The sequence below is a fragment of the Edaphobacter flagellatus genome, from assembly GCF_025264665.1.
Taxonomy (GTDB): domain Bacteria; phylum Acidobacteriota; class Terriglobia; order Terriglobales; family Acidobacteriaceae; genus Edaphobacter; species Edaphobacter flagellatus.
On record NZ_CP073697.1, the window covers coordinates 302,040 to 322,616 of the forward strand.

Below are 20,577 nucleotides of genomic sequence, written 5' to 3' on the forward strand. Positions count from 1 at the left end.
TAACCCGCCTCTATGATGAGCCTCAGAGAGATAGCGCCGGCGGAACGTACTCGGCACATTTTGAAAGAGTTCTGCGAATGACACCAGAAGTGGGCCAGATGTTCGGGCCGTATGAAATTCTTGGCCGCGTCGGCAGCGGCGGCATGGGACTCGTTTTTCGTGCCTGGGATGAACGCCTCCATCGCGAGGTCGCCATTAAGCTCGTGCGCGACAGCTACCACGTGCCCGGCATGCGCGAGCGATTCCTTCAGGAAGCACGCGCAGCCTCGCGTCTCAACCACCCCAACATCTGCACCATCTTCGATATCGGCGAGCAGGACGGCACTCCCTACCTCGTCATGGAGCTGCTCGAAGGCGAGACCCTCAAAGAGCGCATCGCCCACCGGGCCCTTTCCTCTGAAGAAATCGTCACCTATGCCCGCGAAGTCTCCGATGCCCTCGCCGCCGCGCACGCCAAAGGCATCGTGCACCGCGATATCAAGCCGGCCAATATCTTCCTCGTCAAAAAAAATGGAAGCCCAACCCAGGCAAAGGTTCTCGATTTCGGTCTGGCCAAGGTCGGCCGACCCGCCATACGCACCATCCGGCCCATGCTCACCGAAGGAGACCCCGGCCGCCACATGGACGATGACCTCTCGCACCTGAGCCTCACCGTCGAAGGCGTCACCGTTGGCACCGTCTCCTATATGTCGCCCGAGCAGGCACGCGGGCATGTTCTTGATGCTCGCTCCGACCTCTTCTCTCTTGGCGTCGTCATGTACGAGATGGCCACACGCCATACGCCTTTCAGCGGAACCAACAGCACGCAGGTCTTCGTGCAGATCCTCGAGCACGACCCTGAGCCCGTCCGCAATTGGAACGATTCCATCTCGCGCGATCTCGAGCGTGTCATCCTCAAGCTCCTCTCAAAAGACAAGAGAAAGCGATACCAGACCGCCCGCGAACTGAGCGCAACTTTGGAACGCCTCTCTGGCAGAATGACCAAAGGAACCTGGTTGAAGAAGGGGCTTCCCGCTCCTGTGCCCATCGTTCCGTCCTTCGAGCCGGTTGCGCGCAATCGCCGTCGCGTACGACGTGATAGTGGACCAGAAATCATTGCCGTACCCCGCGATCCCAAACCCAGCTCAGGCGGCATCTTTATCAAGCCGCTTCGCATTCAGCCGCAGGATCTGCCTCCACGTCAGGCAATAACCGCGGCTGCGGCTACGACCGCCGTATTGGCTACGGGAAGCTCCTCCGTCAGCCACGCAAACGACGCATCGTCGAGTAACGAATCGTCTGCCCTGTCGCGCTCCGCCTCAGGCATGACGCAATTCGAGTTTGGCCTAGGTGAAAGCCCTTTTCCTGAGCATGAACCCTCCCACGCTGCCGAGAGCGTCGCCGCTTCAAAGCGATGGATGCCAAAGGCAGCTGCCGTGGTTATCGCCATCGCACTTGCAGTAGCAGGCATGGCCGTCATACGAGAAGTCCATCTAAGCTCGGCTGCCTTGGGCCCTAAAGACGCATTGCTGCTAACACCGCTTCAGGACAAAACCGGAGAATCGCTAGGCGGTCCCGTCCTTGAAGGGCTTGAACTTTCTCTCGCGCAATCTCCCACTCTTAGCCTGCAGGGCGAAGAAGCCTACCAGGCAGGACTACGCAGTATCGCGTTGGAGGCCAACAGCGCGTCGGCTGAAAAAACATCCCCACGCATCGTTGCGCAAAGAACAGGCGCGAAGGCCTATCTCTATGGCGAAATCGCGCACAGCCAGCAGGGCTCGCCATACATCATCCGCATCGATGCGCTCCGTTCCGACTCCAACGACAGATTGCTCAGCATCACCGAGCAGGCTGGTTCGCAGAATGAGATACCGGCTGCAATCGATCGCCTTGCACACAAGCTCCGTTCCGAATTCGGTGAGAGTAAAGCATCCATCGCCGACTCCAGCGAGCCTCTCAGCCGTCAGGCCTCCGCAAACATGGCCGCACTCAAGGCATACTCCGGCGCCGACACCGATTTCGAAGCCGGCCGTACTCTCGATGCCCTCGCCGCATACCGGCAGGCAGCTGCATCCGACGATCAGTTCGCACAGGCTCATCTAAAGCTGGCGTGGCTCTATCAGGCACAACACGCCGAAGTCGCTGCCGCGGATGAAGCAAAGCGGGCACAGGCCGCTGCACGAAGCGGAGACCAGCATCTTCGTCTTCTTACCCGGTTCTGCTACGAAATGCTGGCTACTGGAGACTACACGCGTGCCACCTCAACAATCCGCCAGTACAACAGCCATTATCCGGGCGATGTCGACGGCTTGATCGCACTGGCCCGCGTCCTGCATGCGCAGGGGCACTACGTCGAAGCTCTGCTCGCCGCGCAGCAGGCATACAACACGGATCCAACCCGCGCCGATGCGTATGCCGAAGCCGAGCAGGCGATGATCGGCCTCGACCGCTATAACGATGCGCTGAAGCTCGAAGCGAAAGCTACACAGCTTGGAGTCCTCTCCAATCGCATCGGCCTCATCGCCGCCTATCTCTCGCGCGGAAATAACACTGCGCTCGAAAAAGAGGATGTGGCCGCGAGTTCAACCTCTCGACCAGCAACTCCTGCGAGCCTCGCCGACTACGCATTTTATCTCGATAATCGGGGCGACCTGAGCGCAGCAGAGCAGCGATGGACAAGAGCTGCAGCCATGGCCGCTACGATTCCCGGCCTCTCTTCCGCAAGCGCCTCCATGTTGACGCAGGCTGCGCTCAACCGCGCACTTGCCAGCCGTTGCAACGACGCGATGCCTCTGCTGCAGATGGCCCATTCGCTCCCTCAAGGACCAATCACCATCTTCCGCAACGGTATGACGAACGCACTCTGCAGCAAACAGGCCGCTGTCGAACAAGCCAAGGCCGCCCTCGCAAACCTTCGCTCTAACGGCTTCGCCGGGCTTGCCTATGGCCCTCTCGAGCTTCAGGCCGCCGTCGATCTCTCCAGCAAAAACTACGCACAGGCCATTCAGACACTGGAAGAGATCGACGCGCAAAACGATCCCGCCCTGTTGCCCTATCTTCTTCAGCTCGGCTATGCGTCATCAGGCAAGCCGCAACAGGCCGCCGACAATCTGCGCGCCATCACAGAACATCGCGGTGCTGTCTATCTCTCAGGAGTCAGCCTCTACTCGCAGTCGCTTGCTGCTCTGCAGAAGCAATCTGCACTCGTAGCAACGCTACGCCACTAATCCTTCGGCTGCAGAACAGGCAGAGTGGCCTCCGCAGCAAAGTAATCGCGAATCCTCTGTGCCGTAGCTGTATTGACCACCGCCGTCAGCGCATCCGGCGTCGCCTGCCGAATCCCACGCAGGCTGCCAAAATGCTCCAACAGTCTCTGTCTCGTCCGCGGCCCCACCCCCGGAATCGCCAGCAGCTCCGAGTCACGATCTCTCATCTCGCGCCGCTTGCGATGGTACGAGATCGCAAACCGATGACTCTCGTCTCGTATCTTCTGCACCAGATGCAGCACAGGTGACCTTCGGTCCAGCACCACGGGATCGCTCTCCTGTCCGTGGACATAGATCACCTCTTCCTTCTTCGCAATCGAAGCCAGCGGCTGCAGCGTAATCCCAAGCTCATTCAAAGCATCGGCAGCGGCATGCAGTTGCCCCAGACCACCGTCGATCAGAATCAGCGAAGGAAACGGCCTCTTCTCCTCCAGCAGTTTCTTGTACCGACGATGAATAATCTCGCGCATCGAAGCAAAATCATCCACTCCCGTCACCGTGCGCACCTGAAACTTGCGATACTCCGACTTTTTCATCGCGCCGTCTTCCCACACCACCATCGACGCGACCGTCTCTGCTCCCTGTATATGCGAGATATCGAAACACTCAATCCTCTTCGGCACTTCCTCCAGCATCAACGCATCCTGCAGCGCCTCAGCAATCGCCTTCTGCGAAGGCAACAGCACGCGGAACCGTTGGTCGAAAGACTGCTTTGCGTTCTGGCACACAAGATCCACCAGCGAACGCTTCTCTCCTCGCTGCGGCGCTAGAATCTCCACGCGATGCCCCGTCCGTCCCGCCAGCATATCGGCCAGCACCGCGCGATCCGCAAAATCCACCGGAACCAGCACCGAGCGCGGCACATATCCCTGGTCCAGATAAAGCTGCTTCAGCAACGCCGAAAAGAATGCTGCAGGACTGAACGGCGCTCCAGGCTCCGTTACCGCCGCATGCTGCACCGTCGTGCTCCCTTCACCCACCTCAGGCGCGGATGCCGTCGGCGTCGGCTCCAGTCGCTGCAGATTATCCGTATCCTCTACCTCATCCGCATCGCCGAAGGTCGTCAAATCCGGCAGGTCCTCCCAAAAGAACTCGCGCCGGTCCACAATCTTTCCCGAACGCATGTGGAACAGATTCACAGCCAGCATCTCGTTTTCATAATGAAAGCCGAAGACGTCTGCATCTTCGTTCTCCGCCGTCGCAATCCTCTGCTTATCGAGCATCTGATGTACCGTCGATACCTGATCGCGCAGCCGCGCCGCCAGTTCATACTGCTCTGCCTCAGCCGCCTGCTGCATGCGTGCCGTCAGCCTTTGCTCCAGTTCGCTTGGGCGCCCCTCCAGAAACAGCTGCACATCCCTCACGGCCTGCCGGTACTCCTCTGGAGTCGTAAAACCCTCCACACAAGGCCCCAGGCAGCGCTTGATGTAATACTGCAGGCACGCACGCGGGTGATAACGCGACAGATCGACCTTGCAACTGGGGATCAGAAAACTCCGATGGATCAGGTCCACCAGCCTGTACGCCAGGTTCCCCGGGAAATACGGCCCGAAGTATGCGCTGCCATCCTTGCGCAGTCTGCGCGTCACAAAGACCTTCGGATACCGGTCTCCCATCGTCAGCTTGATATAGGGATACGTCTTGTCATCGCGCAGCAGAATATTGAATCGTGGCTTGCGCTGCTTGATCAGGTTATTTTCCAGCGCCAGTGCTTCATGCTCGTTCGCCACCGTGATGTAGTCCACATCCACGGCCTCGCGCATCAGCGTGCCCGTCTTCGCGTTCGCCTGCGATGCCTCCAGAAAATACGACCTCACCCGCGCGCGCAGGTTCTTCGCCTTGCCGACGTAGATCACCTCGCCCTCGGCGTTCTTGTAGAGGTAACAACCGGGGGAGGTAGGGAGGGTTCGAATTTTCTCGTAAAGATCCATTGGAAGCTGACTTGCTCGAAGCTTTTCTCCCGCAGCGAAGTCCTGCTGCACGAGGGCTTTAGTTACCAAGTGTATTCGTCTTTTCGTCGCCGGGTTGCCTGAGTAGATTTGACTCTCATCTACAACAAAAGTTCCATATCCTCCCAGATGCCGAAAACCAGCGAAACTGCAAATATCTGCGCCACAGTACTCATTCTAAACAGCTTACATTCATTACGGCTTTGGCAATGCAATTGCTTTGTTATCAGCGTAACTGTCAGTAGCAGATGAATTTATACAAATGCTGCGACAAGAGGAGATAACGCGATGAGCTCCACAAGCCTGAATATTGCAAGCAACAAAATGAAATATGGTTCTGCCTGCACCGCTGCGCTCGCAGGTTCGCTTCTGCTCACTCTTACGATCGGCTGCTCGACCAAGAATTACGTTCGTTCGCAGACGACTCCCGTCATTCAGCAGGCCAATGACCTCGATGCCAAGACCGCCTCGGATCATCGCAATATCCGCGACACCGACGATCGCGCGCAGAAAGGCATCGCGACCGCACAGGGTGCGGCGGATACCGCCGAACAGCATGCGCAGGCAGCCGGTCAGTCTGCCTCGACTGCAGGCCAGTCCGCTCAGGAAGCTTACAACCGTGTCGATTCACTGAGCGGCGTCATTGCCAACCTCGACAATTACAAATCCATCGCTGACGTCAGCGTGACCTTCGCTTTCGACAAGTCCGTTCTCACGGCCTCTGACAAAAAGACACTCGACGACTTCGCTGCCAGCCTTACCGATAAGCGCAGCTACATCCTTGCCGTTACTGGTGGAACCGACTCGACCGGCGACGCGAATTACAACTACGGCCTCAGCCAGCGCCGCGCCGACGCTGTCGTCAACTATCTGTCCAGCAAGTACAACATCGCTCCGCATAAGTTCTACCTGATCGGCATTGGCAAAGATCAGGAAGTCGCCAGCAACAATACCTCAGCTGGACGCGCAAAGAATCGCCGCGTCGAGGTGAAGCTCATGACCAACATGGAGCAGCCCAGCTCCCCCAACACAGCAATGAACTCCGCTCACTAAGCTTCAACCATTACAGCTCTCCCTAAAACGAAAAGCGCCGGACCGCCGTAATCGGTTCGGCGCTTTTTCGTGCTTCGCTCCTCTCCCCTACAATGGCAGCAAGCTATGAACTCAACACAGCGTCCCTCCATCCAGGCCGTCCTCTTTGACTTCGGTCAGGTCCTCTCCCTCTCTCCCGACCCTGTCGCCTGGCAGCATATGCTCCAGATCAGCGGCCTCGACAATCAGGCCTTCGCTCAGGGCTACTGGGCCTTTCGTCATGCCTATGATCGTGGCGAGCTCACCGGCATCGACTACTGGCACAAAGTCGCTGCCAATGCAGGCATCTCTTTCTCCGCAAATCAGGTCGCCGAGCTTATCGAAGCCGACATCCAACTCTGGAGCCGGATTAACGCTCCCATGCTCGACTGGGCGCAACGACTTCAGACCGCAGGCATGCGCACCGGCATCCTCTCCAACATCGGCGACGAAATGACCGATGGCCTGCTGCGTAAACTCGATTGGCTCGCCGCCTTCGACCATCACGTTTGGTCCTACAGGCTCCTGCTTGCCAAACCCGAAGCCGAGATCTACGCCGCAGCAGCCAGGGGACTCAACACGCCTCCCGAACACATCCTCTTCATCGACGACAAGGCAGAAAACATCGCCGCGGCCCGCGACTTCGGCATGCAAGCCATCCAGTACTCCGATCATCCCGCCTTCCTCCGCGAGATGGAGAACCGCAACCTCGGCTACCTTCTTAACCTCTCTGCATCCTCTGTGTCATAGCTTCACCGCAGAGCATTTCCCAAAATGGAATAGCAGAAACCTTCGTACCGAAAATAACGGCTCAAAAAACTAAACTCATCTGTATCCATGGATATTGAGGACAGGCTGCACTCAGCGCATCGCCGCAGCCATATCACCATGAAGCGATTCTCTGGGCTCCTGCTCTCTTCTCTCTGCCTTCTTGCGTTCTGCACGCCCTTGGTCATCGCGCAGAACACACAACAGCAGCTTGCCTTCGCCGGCCTTCGAGCCACCGCCGGCAAGGGACAGTTCAACGCCATTCAAATCGACAGCGCCGGAAACCTCTATCTTCTCTACGACCAGAAGGATGGCGTTCGCATCCTCAAAACCGACCCCGGAGCCACGCAGATCTATGCTCAGGCCCAGCTCGGGACCACCGGAGACACAGGTATCGCTCTCGCGCTCGATCCCTCCGGCAATGTCTACGTCGCCGGAACCACAACCTCAGGCGCCATCGCCGGAACCCCCGGTGCAGTCTTTCCTGCGCGTGCCGATTCGTCGACCAACTCCTTCATCGCCAAATTCGACTCCACCCTCACCCCGCTCTTCGTCACCTATGCTGGCAGCGGACGCACCGCGGTCACCGGCATAGCCGCCACCGCCGACGCCGTCTTCATCACAGGAAGCATCTTTACTAACACGCTTCCCGTCACCGCCTCCGCCATCATCCAGACTCCGGCATCCGGCAGCTTTGGCAACGGCTTCGTCGAACGTTTCAACACCAGCGGCACAGCCCTTGTCTACTCCACCTACCTCAGCGGCTTCGGTGGAGACACAACCCCAGCAGCTATAGCCGTCGACACGCAGGACAACGCCTACATCGCCGGATACACCACCTCCGCGGGCTACCCCACCGTCGCCGCCGTCGTCCCCGCCATCATCGGCACCTCCTCCGGCTTCCTCACCAGGCTCACACCCAATGGAGACGGACTCGCCTTCTCCACCTTCATCCCCGGCAGCGGTATTACCTCTCTTGCATTCGATACCGCAACCCAGAACCTCATCTTCTCCGGAACCATCGCCCTCGGTCAGTTCCCTGTTGCAACCGTCAACACGCCGCTCGTCGCAGCTGACTACCAGGTAGCGGTTCGTATGCCGCTGGACGGCAGCCGCGTGCTCAGCTCAACTCTCCTCGCACCCGGTAAGCAGTCTGTCATTGCACCTGCTCCCAACGCCGCAGCCTGGGCTACAGTTCCGCTCATCTCCCCACTGCTTCCCTTACCGGCTATCTCCGACATTGGAGGCACTGCCGGACTCCGTATCAACTCACAGAGCAACATCGATCAGACACTCCGCATAGGCGGCGCGGGTCCTTCGTTCTCAGCCAATGTGCCTGTCAATATCTCATCCATTGCGGTTGATTCCACCGGACAACCCCTCTTCGCTGGGAACGCCGCTCCAAGCGCAAGCGCAAGCCAGCTAGCGACCAAAACCTTCGATCTGCCGCTGTTCAACAGCCCAACTCCTGCGCTCCCATCGACATTGCGCGATGCGATGCTCCCCATCGGCGCCAACTGCGGAAGCCTCTGCACCGGCTCCGGCGCCTACCTCGCGAAGTTCAACCTCACTGCCGGAGCTGCGCTTGCACTTTCCACCGACTCCGCGCCTAACATCACGCTGCGCAATCTCGGCTCGCAAACCGCAACCAATCTCCAGATCGCAGCAACCGGCTTCACCGTCGCCCACAACTGCCCCCCACAGTTCGGCGCTGGAGCAGAATGCAATCTTCTTCTCACCGGTTCGGGCCCCGGCACTCTGACCGTGCAAGCCGCCAACACCTCAACGCAGACCGCCAATATTCCTGCGATTACCAAGACACCGGCTGCTTTCGTCTTCACACCCAGCGAGGTCGACTTTGGCATCATCACCGCCGTCGATCCGCCAAGCACCCGCACCATCACCATTACGAACCTCAATGCGACAGCGCAGAGCTTCCCCGCACTTCTCCTCGTGCCCGATCCCAACAACGCAAACCCAATCGTCGTTTCGACGGACTGCCCCAACACAAATCTCCCTCTCTCCATGCAGCCCGGAGCAAGCTGCCACCTCATCTTCAAGGCATCGGTACCGGCAAGCGCTACAGAAGGAGTCCCTTTTACCTTTGGCTATACAAGCAACTCAGCTGCATTCATTTTCACCACCTATACCCAGCTCACAGCTCTCAGCCTCTCCGCCAGCCACATCGACTTCGGCACACAGTTCTCGACACCTGGAAGCCTGCGCCTGCCGCGTTATCTTTACATCTCTAACAACTCCACCTCCGCGATCCAGCACACGCCCGTCGCACTGCCATCCGCATCCGTCTTCACCGTCGCCGACCGCTGCCCTACCGTGCTCGAGCCACACTCCATCTGCCAGCTTCAGATCGACTATCTCTCACCGCAGACATCCTCCGACTCCGTCACGCTCTCACTCGACCAGGGCATGAGCGTCCTCGTCACCGGCCAGACCATCCCGCAACCCGGCGCTGGGGGCTCAACCGTCAACCCCAGCCTCTCCGTCACGCCCTCTTCCATCACCTTCCCCAATGCGATCGTCGTCACCTCCACATCGGCTGGCATGCAGACCGCCACCATTGCGAACACCGGCGCGCAACCATTTCCTCTCACCCTCTCGCTTACCGGCGACTTCACGCAATCCACCAACTGTCCCGCAGTACTCGCTGGAGGCACCAGCTGTTCCTCCGTCATCTCCTTCGCGCCTTCGCAGCCCGGCATCCGCCAGGGCCTGCTCTCCGTTTCCACAGGAGCGGGAACGACACCCACCTACGTCAACCTCACCGGCACAGGCACGTCCATCCTCGCCTCCAACAATGGCACCATCGATCTCGGCAGCACACCCATCGGCCAACCGGTTGTGCAGTGGTACAAGATCACGCAGCCATTCACCCAGCTCACCGCAACCATTAATGGCAGCTTCGGCGTCGTCCTTGTTGAAGACATCGGCTATGGACACGGCCAGCCACCGTCCTCCGCATTCACTCCATCGGCTATCGGCTCTTGCTACAACTGCTGGCTCGGCATCCAGTTCCTTCCCGCCACAGCAGGACCTCAAGCCGTCTCGCTCTCCCTCGCATCAAGCGCCAGCGGAAATCCATATACGCTCTCCGTCACCGGCAATGGCCTCCCTCTCACCGGCCTACTTCTCTCTCCCGCACAACAGGACTTCGGCCCCGTCGCCGTCCATAGCTCCAGCGCACCGATCCTGTTTACCCTCACCAACCTCACACCCACCACAGCCAATCTCTCCACTCCCATCGTCACCGGTGATTTCGCTCTCTCAAGCGCACCCACAGGCGGAGCCGCCTGCAACGGCCCACTCTCCCCTGCGGCCTCCTGCTTCGTGCAGATCGTCTATGCTCCCACCGCCACCGGTCTCGGAACCGGAAGCCTGACCATCTCCTCCGGCACGGCAACCGCCTCAGCCACACTCACCGGCTACGGCTCTCCCGATCCCGGTCTTTCGCTCAATCCTGAAGCACTCATCTTCCGCAATGTGCCCGGAACCACCGCCATGCGGCAGAGCATTACGCTTACCAACACGGGCATCTACAACCTCACCATCGCAACGCCGACATCAAGCTCCATCAGCTTCCAACCCACAACCACCTGCAACACGCTTACTCCCGGAGCCACCTGCACCATCACCGTCACCTTCACTCCTACCAACGCCACCGTAGCAGGAACGCTCTCCATCCCCGTCACCAGCTCAGCCCCCGGCAGCCCGCAGACCACCTATTCCGTTGCGCTCACCGGCGCTTATACCTCCGAAGACATCGGCCTGCAGATTCTTCCCTCGCAAGCCAGCTATGGCCCGGCTGCAACCTCCACGCTGGGACTCACGCGTCAGTTCACCATCAACAATCTGACCGCAAAATCGCTGACCCTCTCCCTCGCTCTCCCGCGACAGTGGGCTCTCACACAGCCGCCATGCGCCGCGCTTGCTCCCAACGGCTCGTGCGCCTTCGCTGTCACCTTCGTGCCACTCACCAACGGAGCCATCACCGGCACGCTTTTCGCCCAGGCCACACCCACCGACGGCAGCGCCACGCTCAACGGTCTCGGCTATGTCGAAGGCTTCGGCTCAGGCTCCGGTTCGATCACAATCACCGGCTCTCTTCTCCCTGGCAACCTCGTCGACTTCGGCCAGGTCCCCTCAGGCCAGACCGCGACACGCACACTGACGCTTACAAACTCCGGCAACAAACCCGTCACCGTCCGCCGTATCACCAGCGAATGGCCCTTCCTCGCCACAACCACATGCGGCACCACGCTGGCAGCCGCCCAAAGCTGCTCTGTCACCCTCACCTACAGTCCGCTCAACCAAACCGCTACCGGCTCTTCCCCCGCACCATTCAACACCGACACCGGCACGCTCGTCGTTGAAAGCGACGCTCTCTCCAGCCCCGACTTCATCGACCTCACCGGCACCGTCACACCTCTCACCGTCGCCACCCCTTCGAACATCGCTCCGCTGATCACCTACACCACCTCGCAGAGTTCCCTCACCTTCAACGCAACCTCCGGTGGCAACGCATCCGCCCCGCAGACCATCTCCATCGCCAATACCGGCACAGCCCCCATCCACATCACCAGCCTCAACACGACACCCGACTTCACCGTCACCGGTGCCTGCCCCGTCATCGTCGCCGGAGCAAGTTGCCCTGTCACCGTCACCTTCACACCGCAGGCATCTTCCTCACAATCCATCTCAACCGTCATCAGTGCGCTCGAAATCACCTCCGACGCAGGCACGCCACTCAACTTCGTCAGCCTCCTCGGCACAGCAACTCCCCCGACACTCGTCCTTTCGCCCACCGCGCTCGACTTCGGCTCCGTACTCGTTGGCAGCTCCGCTACACTTTCTATTCAAGTCACCAACGGAAGCCCCACTCCGGCCACCTTCACTGGCATCTCAACCACAGGCGATTACGCCGTCACTGGCAACTGCCCCGCAGCCGGAGCACAACTCGCATCCGGAGCCTCCTGCACGCTCCAGATCGCCTTCACGCCAACAGTTGCAGGCACACGCAACGGCACGCTCTCTATCATCACCTCGCTCACCGCGCTTCCACTCACCGTGAATCTCACCGGCAGCGGAGCGCAATCGCACCTGCAGATCACACCCGCCAGCCTGACCTTCGCCAGCACCGTTGTCGGAACCTCCTCCAAACTTACGCTCTCGCTCTCGAACACCGGTACCGCCCCGGTCAGCAATCTCGCTCTCTCCATCACCGGCGATTACGCCATCACCTCTCCCTGCTCCACCACCACCCTCGCCGCCGGAGCAAGCTGTGCCATCGCCATCACCTTCACGCCAACTGCCACAGGCGCACGCAACGGAGCACTCTCCATCGCCAGCTCCGATCCCAACTCACCACTCACCGTCCCACTGACTGGCATCGGAACTCCAACCGCAGCCATAGCGCTCACCGTCGATGGAGGCACCTCCTCTTCCGTCACGCTCACCAGCGGACGCCCGGCAAACTACAACCTCTCTCTCACTCCACTTAACGGCTACACCGGCACCGTCATCCTCAACTGCACTCCCGTCAATCCAGGACAATACGCTGCCTGCTCGCTGCTCCCTTCCAGCATCACCCTCAACAACTCCGCTTCGCAGAGCTCCGTCGCCACCATCACGACTGTCACTGAGCTATCTGCCAGCGCCGTCATTCGCCACACAGACAAATCCCTCGCGCTCTGTCTCCTGCCCTTCGCACTTCTTTTTCTGCGAAGAACGCGCACCACCCTCCTCGCAGCGCTGTTCACAGCCTCAGCGCTCTTCATCACCGGCTGCGGCAGCGGAGGCAGCCTCACTCCTCCCACCGATCCCAACCTGCGCTACACCCCACCGGGAACCTATCAGTATCAAGTCACCGCAACCAGCGCAGCAGGAACGTCTCTCTCGCAGACCGTCACCCTCAACCTGACAGTCACCGCGCGCCAATAAACAACAAAGGCGACAGCCTCCCGCCGTCGCCTTCGCTAATAAAATTTTCTTCGTTTACCGCTTCGCCGCAGTTGAAACCGTCACCGGAACCTGCTCTACAATCTCAATCCCGAATCCCTGCAACGCAGGCACATGCGTCGGCCTGTTCGTCAGCAGACGGATCTTGTGAATGCCAAGGTCCGACAGGATCTGACCTCCCAGGCCTACCTGACGCAACGTCCTCTGCGTCCGCTCCTCGTTGTGCTCCTTCGCCCTCTGCTCGCGATGCAGGGTTACGCGATGCGGAGTCACGCTCCGATCGATCCCGAACCCCGCGCTGCCATTATGCAGATATACCAGCGCGCCGCGCCCGGCCTCCGCAATCATTCTCAACGAACCAGCCACAACCTCTTTGCAATCGCACAGCGTCGTCCCAAAGACATCGCCCGCCAGACAGTGCGTATGCACGCGCACCGTCACCGGCTCATCGCCCGTCACGTCGCCATACACCAGTGCCACATGCGACTCTCCGCCATCGACTTCGCTCTCGTACGCAATCATCCTGAACTCGCCGTGCTCCGTCGGCATCACCGACTCCGCAACCCGATGGATGTATCGTTCGTTCTGCAGCCGGTAGCGGATCAGGTCGGCAACCGTCACCATCTTCAGCCCATGCTCTTCGCAGAACTTCACCAGGTCCGGCACCCGCGCCATCGTGCCGTCGTCGTTCATAATCTCGCAGATCACACCCGCCGGAACCAATCCAGCCATCCTCGCCAGGTCCACCGAAGCTTCCGTCTGCCCCGCCCTTACCAGCACGCCACCCTTGCGCGCCCGCAGAGGAAACACATGTCCCGGCCTCGCCAGATCGTGCGCTGTCGACTTCGAATCAATCGCCACCCGGATCGTATGCGACCTGTCCGCAGCGGAGATCCCCGTCGTTACCCCCTCGCGGGCCTCAATGCTCTCTGTAAACGCCGTGCCGAACCGGGACGTATTCTCCTGCGTCATCGGCCCCAGCCGCAGATAGTCCGCTCTCTCCTCCGTCAGCGTCAGGCAGATCAACCCGCGACCGTACTTCGCCATAAAATTGATCGCCTCGGGAGTCACAAACTCCGCCGCCAGCGTCAGGTCGCCTTCGTTCTCGCGGTCTTCGTCATCGACCACCACCACCATCCGCCCGGCCTTAATCTCGGCAACTGCTTCAGCGACATCCGCAAACATACCCACTTGCCTCCCTGCCATCCTCGAAACGAAGAAGAATCTCTCCATCCTTTCGACTCTCAACATCATACGTTCGACGCAAAAAGAAGATGCCGCCCAATCAAGGCGGCATCTCTCAAACTACTCAACTTAGGAATTGGCTCTACAGGGTCGACTCAATCTCGAAGCCCCAGGCTTCCAACAGAGCCTCCGGGATGTACTTCGAGTTCTTGTTCCGGCGGGCCCACTCTCTGAGCCGCGTCGACCGGATGTACTGATCCGGAGTCAACTTGTATTCCTTCACAACCTGTTCAAACGATGTCACCGTTGGGACAACCGGCCCGATCGGCTCCGGCTTACCCCAGTTCGGGTTTCCACGACGCTTTGCCATAGGCTATCTGTTACCTCTTCCTTGTGAATGACTTACTGCTCTTTCCATGATGCCGGGAGAGAAAGATCACATGTATCATTCTAAGCCATTTACCCCTTGAAATTCAAGGGTTTTCAGCCTGTTTGGCCCCTCCGGAAAGCTACTGTCTGCAACCTCTTTGGCTGCATCAGTTGTGCAGCGCCGAGCTATAGAATTTCGCCATATCGGCTTTCATCTGCTTCAGTGCTTCGACATTCAGATACACCATGTGTCCCGCCGGATAGTACCCATAGCTCACATTCCCAACCAGCTTCTCCGGCAGGCTCATATGGTTCAGGTCATACTCCGTTGCAAAGAAAGGCGTAGCCAGGTCAAAGTACCCATTCGCCGAAAAGACCTTCAGGTGCGGATTCTTCCGTATCGCATCCGCCAGATCCACCGCCGTATCCGGATTCGACTGCTCCCTGCCGCCAACCTTATGTTTGAAGTCCCACGCCTGGTTCACGCCCGGCCCCGACGTGTAATACGTCTCCTGACTCATATACTTCAATTCACGAGCGATATAGTCGTGGAACGCCCCCACGTACGCACCGCTGATTCCCGTATCCGAGGGATCGTACCCCGGCGTCTCTGTCGCAGCATCCAGGTCCCAGCCCATAAATCGAGCATCGTAACGACCCAGCGTGCGGTCATCCCCACGCAACAGCTCTCTCCGGAACCGTGAAGCGGAAATACGCAGCCGGGTCTCCTTTACGTAGCCCACACTCAGCCCCGTCAGTGCCGACACCTTCGCCGCAATCGCATCGAACTCTTCCTGCGGCAGCTTGTCGCCCTGTGCCAGCGCCTGCGCATACGGCCCACGCGCGAACTCCCGGGCCTGCTGCACCCAGTCCGCCATCGAGCCGTTCGCCTTCACCTTCTTGTAGTAGTACCCAATCGCAGCAAATGAAGGAAGATATCCAATAGGCTCAACATCATACCCAGGATTGCGAATGCCGTAGTTCAAGATCGACGACAGCAGCACCACACCATTGAACGAAACGCCGTCATTCTGTAGCGCCGACACCAGCCCCGCCGACCGTGTCGTCCCATACGACTCGCCAAATAGAAACTTCGGCGAGTTCCACCGCTCGTTCGTCGTTATGTAGCGCTCAATAAACTTCCGAAAAGCCGCGATGTCCTGGTCTGTCCCGGCAAAATCCTTCACTGTCCCCTTGCCGACGGCCCGCGAAAACCCGCACAGCGGCGCATCGATAAACACCAGGTCACTCTTATCCAGCAGGCTGTATTCGTTCGCCACCCAGTTGAATGGAGCAGGCGCACTGGCCTCCGGACTCTGCGTAATCACCCGCACCGGCCCAAACGACCCCATATGCAGCCAGATCGTCGCCGCTCCCGGCCCGCCGTTGTAGAAGAACGTTACCGGCCGCGTCTTTGCATCCGCGCCATCTTCCGTATAGGCCACATAAAAGATGCTCGCATTCGGCTTCGACTGCTCATCGCGAATCAGCAGATTACCCGCCGTCGCCGTGTAGTGGATCACCCGCCCACCCACCGTCAGATCATGCTTCGTCGTCGAGTTCGTCTCCGGAGGAACCGGTATGCCGGCATCCTCCTTCTTCTCCGCCGGTTTCTCATCCCCCGCAGGCCGGGACTGCGCCCACATCGGAGTTACTGTCATCACAATCAGTGCTGCCCAATACGCCCGCCGGCGTAACCTTACCCAGGTAGTCAATGAATACTCTCCCGTAAATCCTTCGGAAATTCGACACAGACATCATAACCGGCACATTTCATCAAACCGCTGTATCCAGCCGGAAAGATTCGCGGTACACCTCCACCGGGTATCCCTTCGACTTCCAGCCAGCCAAACCACCACGCAGCACCTTCAACCGCGAGAAGCCCAGCCCCTTCGCCTTCCGTACAATCTCCAGACTCGTCTTCTGCGCCTCGCACGTACAGTACAGCACCACATCCTGGTCTGCAGGAATCAGCGTAGGATTCGCCAGCACCTCCTTCGGAGACAGTCTCTTCGCCCCCGGAATCATCTCCGAATACGCCAGCAGATCCAGCGGCAGCCGTACGTCATATAACAGCACGGGAGGCTCCTTCTCCAGCAACTGACGCAGCACCTCGGCATCAACACTCGTCCGCTCAAACTCGCGTGCATTCCGTGCCTGCCTCACCTTCACCAGTAACGCGATCAGGATGCCGACAGCAGCCACCACACCAACCACGATCCAGAACATCTCTGCCTCCATTCCTTAGTACGTAGAGATTCCCTCACGTACCCTGCCGATTCCCAAATAGCCACATAAATTTCGCATGGTAAGCTGTCAACGCTCCAGGCACATAGGCCGATGACATGATGACATTCTTAGCCAGGCACTTCCGTATCGTCGCTCTCCTGATCCTTATTTTCTCTGTATCCGGCTTTTCGACAACAAGTACAAACCCACCGTCATCCCCTGCCCAAACGGATGCAGGCAAATCGCCTCAGGAAGCGAACTCAGCTTCGCCTCAAAATCCAAGTGAGGCTCCTATTTACAAGATCGGTGGTGGAGTAACTCCTCCAAAACTTATCCATTCGGTCGAACCAAAATTTTCCCGTAAAGAACGCATACAACGTCTGAATGCCATGACATTGGTTCAGATCACAGTAAGCACTGACGGAAATGTAAAGGATGCCAAAATCATCAGGTCCAGTCTTGACACAATGGCTACAAAAGACGAGGAAATTGCTTTTTCCTTAGATAGGAAAGCACTGGATGCCGTTAATCAATATCGATTTGCTCCTGCGATGCGTCAAGGCAAACCCGTCCCAGTCCTGCTCAATATTGAAGTTAGCTTCCACATCTTTTAGCGCCGGTACCTTCCATATTCCTCCAACACCTGACAGCTCATCCCCAGGCAAAGAATATGCGAAGATGTCCTAGAGTTCATGGACCTCTCCGCCCTTCTCCATCAGACATTCGGCTTCTCCGGTTTCCGCGCTAATCAGGAGGCCGTCTGCCGCGCCGCTACCGACGGCCGCGACGTCCTGCTCGTCATGCCTACCGGAGCAGGCAAGAGCCTCTGCTACCAACTCCCGGCCCTCGCCCGCAACGGCACAGCACTCGTCATCTCTCCGCTCATCGCGCTCATGGACGACCAGGCAGCCAAGCTCTCCGCCCTTGGCCTCCGCGTCGCGCGCATCCACTCCGGCCTCTCCCGTGACGACTCCCGCCAGGCCTGCCGCGATTACCTCAATGGCGAACTCCAGTTCCTCTTCATCGCTCCCGAACGCATGCGCGTCCCCGGCTTTCCTGAGATGCTCGCCAAACGCAAGCCCTCGCTTATCGCTATCGACGAAGCTCATTGCATCTCGCAATGGGGCCATGACTTTCGCCCCGACTACCGGACGCTAGGCGATCACCTGCCATCCCTGCGCCCCGCGCCCGTCATCGCGCTCACTGCCACGGCCACCCCCACCGTCCAGAAAGACATCGCCACCCAGCTTCGCCTCGCGGACCCCGCACTCTTTATCCACGGCTTCCGTCGCCACAACCTCGCCATCGAAGTCGTCGAGATGGCGAAGCCGCGGCGCAATCAGTTCACCATCGACCTGCTCAAATCCTCCGAGAGCCGTCCCGCGATCATCTACGCGCCTTCACGCAAGGCCGCCGAAGAGCTTGCATCACAGCTCGGGGGCCGTGCCGCCGCCTACCACGCCGGGCTCGATCCCGCCACACGCGAGCGCGTTCAGCGCCACTTCCTCTCGGGCGAGCTCGAAGTCGTCGTCGCCACCATCGCCTTTGGCATGGGCATCGACAAACCGAACGTCCGTACCGTCATTCACACCGCACTCCCCGGCTCCGTCGAAGCCTACTACCAGGAGATAGGCCGCGCCGGACGCGATGGCCTCGCCTCACGCACCGTCCTCCTCCACTCCTTCGCCGACCGCAAGATGCACGACTTCTTCCTCGAGCGCGACTACCCTGCCCCTACGGAGCTGGCCCGCCTCGCCCGCATCCTCACCGCCGACTTTCAGGAGCCCGAGGCCCTTCGCAAACGCATCCGCATGGACGTCGAGACCTTCGAGCGCACTGCCGAAAAACTCGTCGCACAAGGTGCCGCAGCCTTCGACATCGCAGGCAACCTCCGAGCAGCAGAAAACAAATCCTGGCAATCCGGCTACGATCAGCAACTCGCCTTCCGCCGCGCACAGATCGACGCCATGGCGCGCTTTGCCGAAACACCCCAATGCCGCATGGCCGCCCTCATCCAGCACTTCGGCGACACCGCCGACGGACTCCGCCCCTGCGGCCACTGCGATTTCTGCTCCCCCGAGCGAGCCACCGCACAAACCTTCCGCGAACCTACCTCGCAGGAAGACCGCCAGCTTCGTGCCATCCTCCGCGCACTCGATGGCGCCGCGCCACGAGCCACCGGAAAACTTCACTCCGACCTCGCTCTCGGCATCGACCGCAAACAGTTCGACACACTCCTCAACGCACTCACCCGCGCCGGCCTCGTCACACTCTCCGCCGACACCTTCGTCAACGCCGAAGGCAACACCATCAACTTCAAGCGAGCCTCACTCACCCATGAAGGCCGCACACGCGACGAAGGCGATGACCTCGCCGCCCTCCTCCCCACAGAAGATCACACGGCCTCGCACGCGAAGAAGCGCACAAAATCCTCTCGTGCATCACGCACAGAATCGTCATCTCGACCCAAGTCCCGCAGGGACGAAGCGGAGAGATCTGCTTCTCTACCCCTCACGCCCGCGCAACAGTCCCTCGAACAACGCCTCCGCGAATGGCGTAAGGCCGAAGCCGCAAAAACCGGTAAGCCCGCCTTCATTGTCTTCGGCGACTCCGTGCTCAGCAACATCGTCCACGCACAACCGCAGACCGTCGCCGACCTGCTCAGCATCAGCGGCATAGGCCAGGAAAAAGCCGATCGCTACGGTGCTGACATCATCTCCCTCTGCCGTAGTGACGCATCCACCACTACCACTTCCATCCGCCCCAAAGAAGCGTCATTCCGAGCGAAGCGGCAAAGCCGCGAAGCCGAGGACCGAGGTCCCCAACGAGCAAATTCGTCGGGATGGGAGGAAACCTCATATTCCGCTCGCACCGCCGCCAATCCATCCTCAACATACAGATCCCCACATCTTGCAGCATCATCGCCGGATGCAGGTCATCGCGCACCCACGCGCCCCGTCGACGCCGAATCGCTCACCCCCGCCCAGCAACAACTCGACCAGCGTCTCCGCGCATGGCGTGCCTCCGAAGCCGAACGCCTCAACCTCCCGCAGTTCTTCATCCTCGGAACCTCGACCCTGCGCAGCATTGCCATCGAGCGGCCACAGACCCTCACCCAACTCAGAACCATCGACGGCATCTCGCTCGAAAAGGCCGAAAAATTCGGCCCCGGCATCCTGCAACTCTGCGCCGAATAACTCCTCATCTCGATAACAAATCTTCACTGAATCACTATTCATTTTCACGCCTCACCTGTGCTACCGTCAGGCCATGGCCACTCCCGACGCATCCCGTCACACGCCTCTCTCCATGGACGGCAACCCCACCATTGACGAGCGCGCCAGCCACTGCTTCGGCTGCGGCCCCGCCAATCCCCAGGGACTCCACCTTGTCTTCTCCACCGACAACTCCGACCCCGAGCACCCCACCGCCACCGCGCAGGCTCAGCTCGATCGCCACCACGAAGGCCCGCCCGGCTACCTCCACGGCGGCCTCGTCGCTACACTCCTCGACGAAGCCATGAGCAAGCTCAACCGCCCGCTCAACGTCCTCGCCATGACCCGCCACATGGAAGTCGACTACATCCGCCCCGTCCCGCTCTATAAGCCGCTCACCATCACCAGCCGCCACATCCGTCGCGAAGGCCGCAAGCTCTTCCACCAGGCCGAAATCCTGCTCAACGATACAGTCCTCGCTCGAGGCCACGGCCTCTTCATCGCCATCGACGAAAAACTCCTCGCCGCAGCCGGTCTAACCCAGCCCGAAGACTAGCTATAGAGGTGTGTCAT

The 20,577-nt window shown here is 59.5% G+C and carries 12 protein-coding genes; 7 read left to right on the forward strand and 5 right to left on the reverse strand.

From position 1 onward, the window contains the following. Nucleotides 1–77 precede the first annotated feature (77 nt). Nucleotides 78–3,206 (forward strand): serine/threonine-protein kinase, encoded by a 3,129-nt coding sequence (locus tag KFE13_RS01290; RefSeq protein WP_260705319.1) that lies wholly within the window; start codon nucleotides 78–80, stop codon nucleotides 3,204–3,206. Here KFE13_RS01290 and uvrC read toward each other — a convergent pair. Next, the gene (gene uvrC / locus KFE13_RS01295) at nucleotides 3,203–5,176 is read right to left on the reverse strand and encodes an excinuclease ABC subunit UvrC (protein ID WP_260707011.1); all 1,974 of its coding nucleotides are present in this window, start codon (nucleotides 5,174–5,176) and stop codon (nucleotides 3,203–3,205) included. The two genes, KFE13_RS01290 and uvrC, sit on opposite strands and share 4 nt — an antisense overlap. Before the next feature lie 306 nt (nucleotides 5,177–5,482). Here uvrC and KFE13_RS01300 point away from each other — a divergent pair, with 306 nt between their 5' ends. The 3 genes from KFE13_RS01300 to KFE13_RS01310 all read left to right on the forward strand — a co-directional run bounded on the left by KFE13_RS01300 (nucleotide 5,483) and on the right by KFE13_RS01310 (nucleotide 12,988). Beyond that, nucleotides 5,483–6,247: an OmpA family protein gene (locus KFE13_RS01300; protein ID WP_260705320.1), complete on the forward strand. Its 765-nt coding sequence runs from the start codon at nucleotides 5,483–5,485 to the stop codon at nucleotides 6,245–6,247. 105 nt (nucleotides 6,248–6,352) lie between these two features. Further along, a complete protein-coding gene (locus tag KFE13_RS01305; protein ID WP_260705321.1) occupies nucleotides 6,353–7,015 on the forward strand; it encodes an HAD family hydrolase in 663 nt (220 codons plus the stop codon). A gap of 138 nt (nucleotides 7,016–7,153) precedes the next feature. Further along, complete coding sequence (locus tag KFE13_RS01310) at nucleotides 7,154–12,988, forward strand: choice-of-anchor D domain-containing protein (RefSeq protein WP_260705322.1); 5,835 nt, start codon at nucleotides 7,154–7,156, stop codon at nucleotides 12,986–12,988. 54 nt (nucleotides 12,989–13,042) lie between these two features. Here the strand turns inward: KFE13_RS01310 and ribB are convergent, their stop codons facing one another. From ribB to KFE13_RS01330, 4 genes are all read right to left on the reverse strand, one after another. After that, a complete protein-coding gene (gene ribB, locus KFE13_RS01315; RefSeq protein ID WP_260705323.1) occupies nucleotides 13,043–14,191 on the reverse strand; it encodes a 3,4-dihydroxy-2-butanone-4-phosphate synthase in 1,149 nt (382 codons plus the stop codon). 142 nt (nucleotides 14,192–14,333) lie between these two features. After that, nucleotides 14,334–14,561 (reverse strand): hypothetical protein, encoded by a 228-nt coding sequence (locus KFE13_RS01320; protein ID WP_013579892.1) that lies wholly within the window; start codon nucleotides 14,559–14,561, stop codon nucleotides 14,334–14,336. A gap of 166 nt (nucleotides 14,562–14,727) precedes the next feature. Then, nucleotides 14,728–16,275 carry a S10 family peptidase gene (locus tag KFE13_RS01325; protein WP_260705324.1) on the reverse strand — a complete coding sequence of 516 codons (1,548 nt, stop codon included), beginning with the start codon at nucleotides 16,273–16,275 and terminating at the stop codon, nucleotides 14,728–14,730. Between the two features lie 61 nt (nucleotides 16,276–16,336). After that, a complete protein-coding gene (locus KFE13_RS01330; RefSeq protein WP_260705325.1) occupies nucleotides 16,337–16,789 on the reverse strand; it encodes a rhodanese-like domain-containing protein in 453 nt (150 codons plus the stop codon). A 116-nt stretch (nucleotides 16,790–16,905) separates the two neighbouring features. On the opposite strand from KFE13_RS01330, the gene KFE13_RS01335 reads away from it, so the two are divergent. The 3 genes from KFE13_RS01335 (at nucleotide 16,906) to KFE13_RS01345 (ending at nucleotide 20,560) form a co-directional block, all read left to right on the forward strand. Next, the gene (locus tag KFE13_RS01335) at nucleotides 16,906–17,403 is read left to right on the forward strand and encodes an energy transducer TonB (RefSeq protein ID WP_260705326.1); all 498 of its coding nucleotides are present in this window, start codon (nucleotides 16,906–16,908) and stop codon (nucleotides 17,401–17,403) included. 78 nt (nucleotides 17,404–17,481) lie between these two features. After that, nucleotides 17,482–19,986: a RecQ family ATP-dependent DNA helicase gene (locus KFE13_RS01340; protein ID WP_260705327.1), complete on the forward strand. Its 2,505-nt coding sequence runs from the start codon at nucleotides 17,482–17,484 to the stop codon at nucleotides 19,984–19,986. A 73-nt stretch (nucleotides 19,987–20,059) separates the two neighbouring features. Further along, complete coding sequence (locus KFE13_RS01345) at nucleotides 20,060–20,560, forward strand: PaaI family thioesterase (protein WP_260705328.1); 501 nt, start codon at nucleotides 20,060–20,062, stop codon at nucleotides 20,558–20,560. The last annotated feature ends 17 nt before the right edge of the window (nucleotides 20,561–20,577 follow it).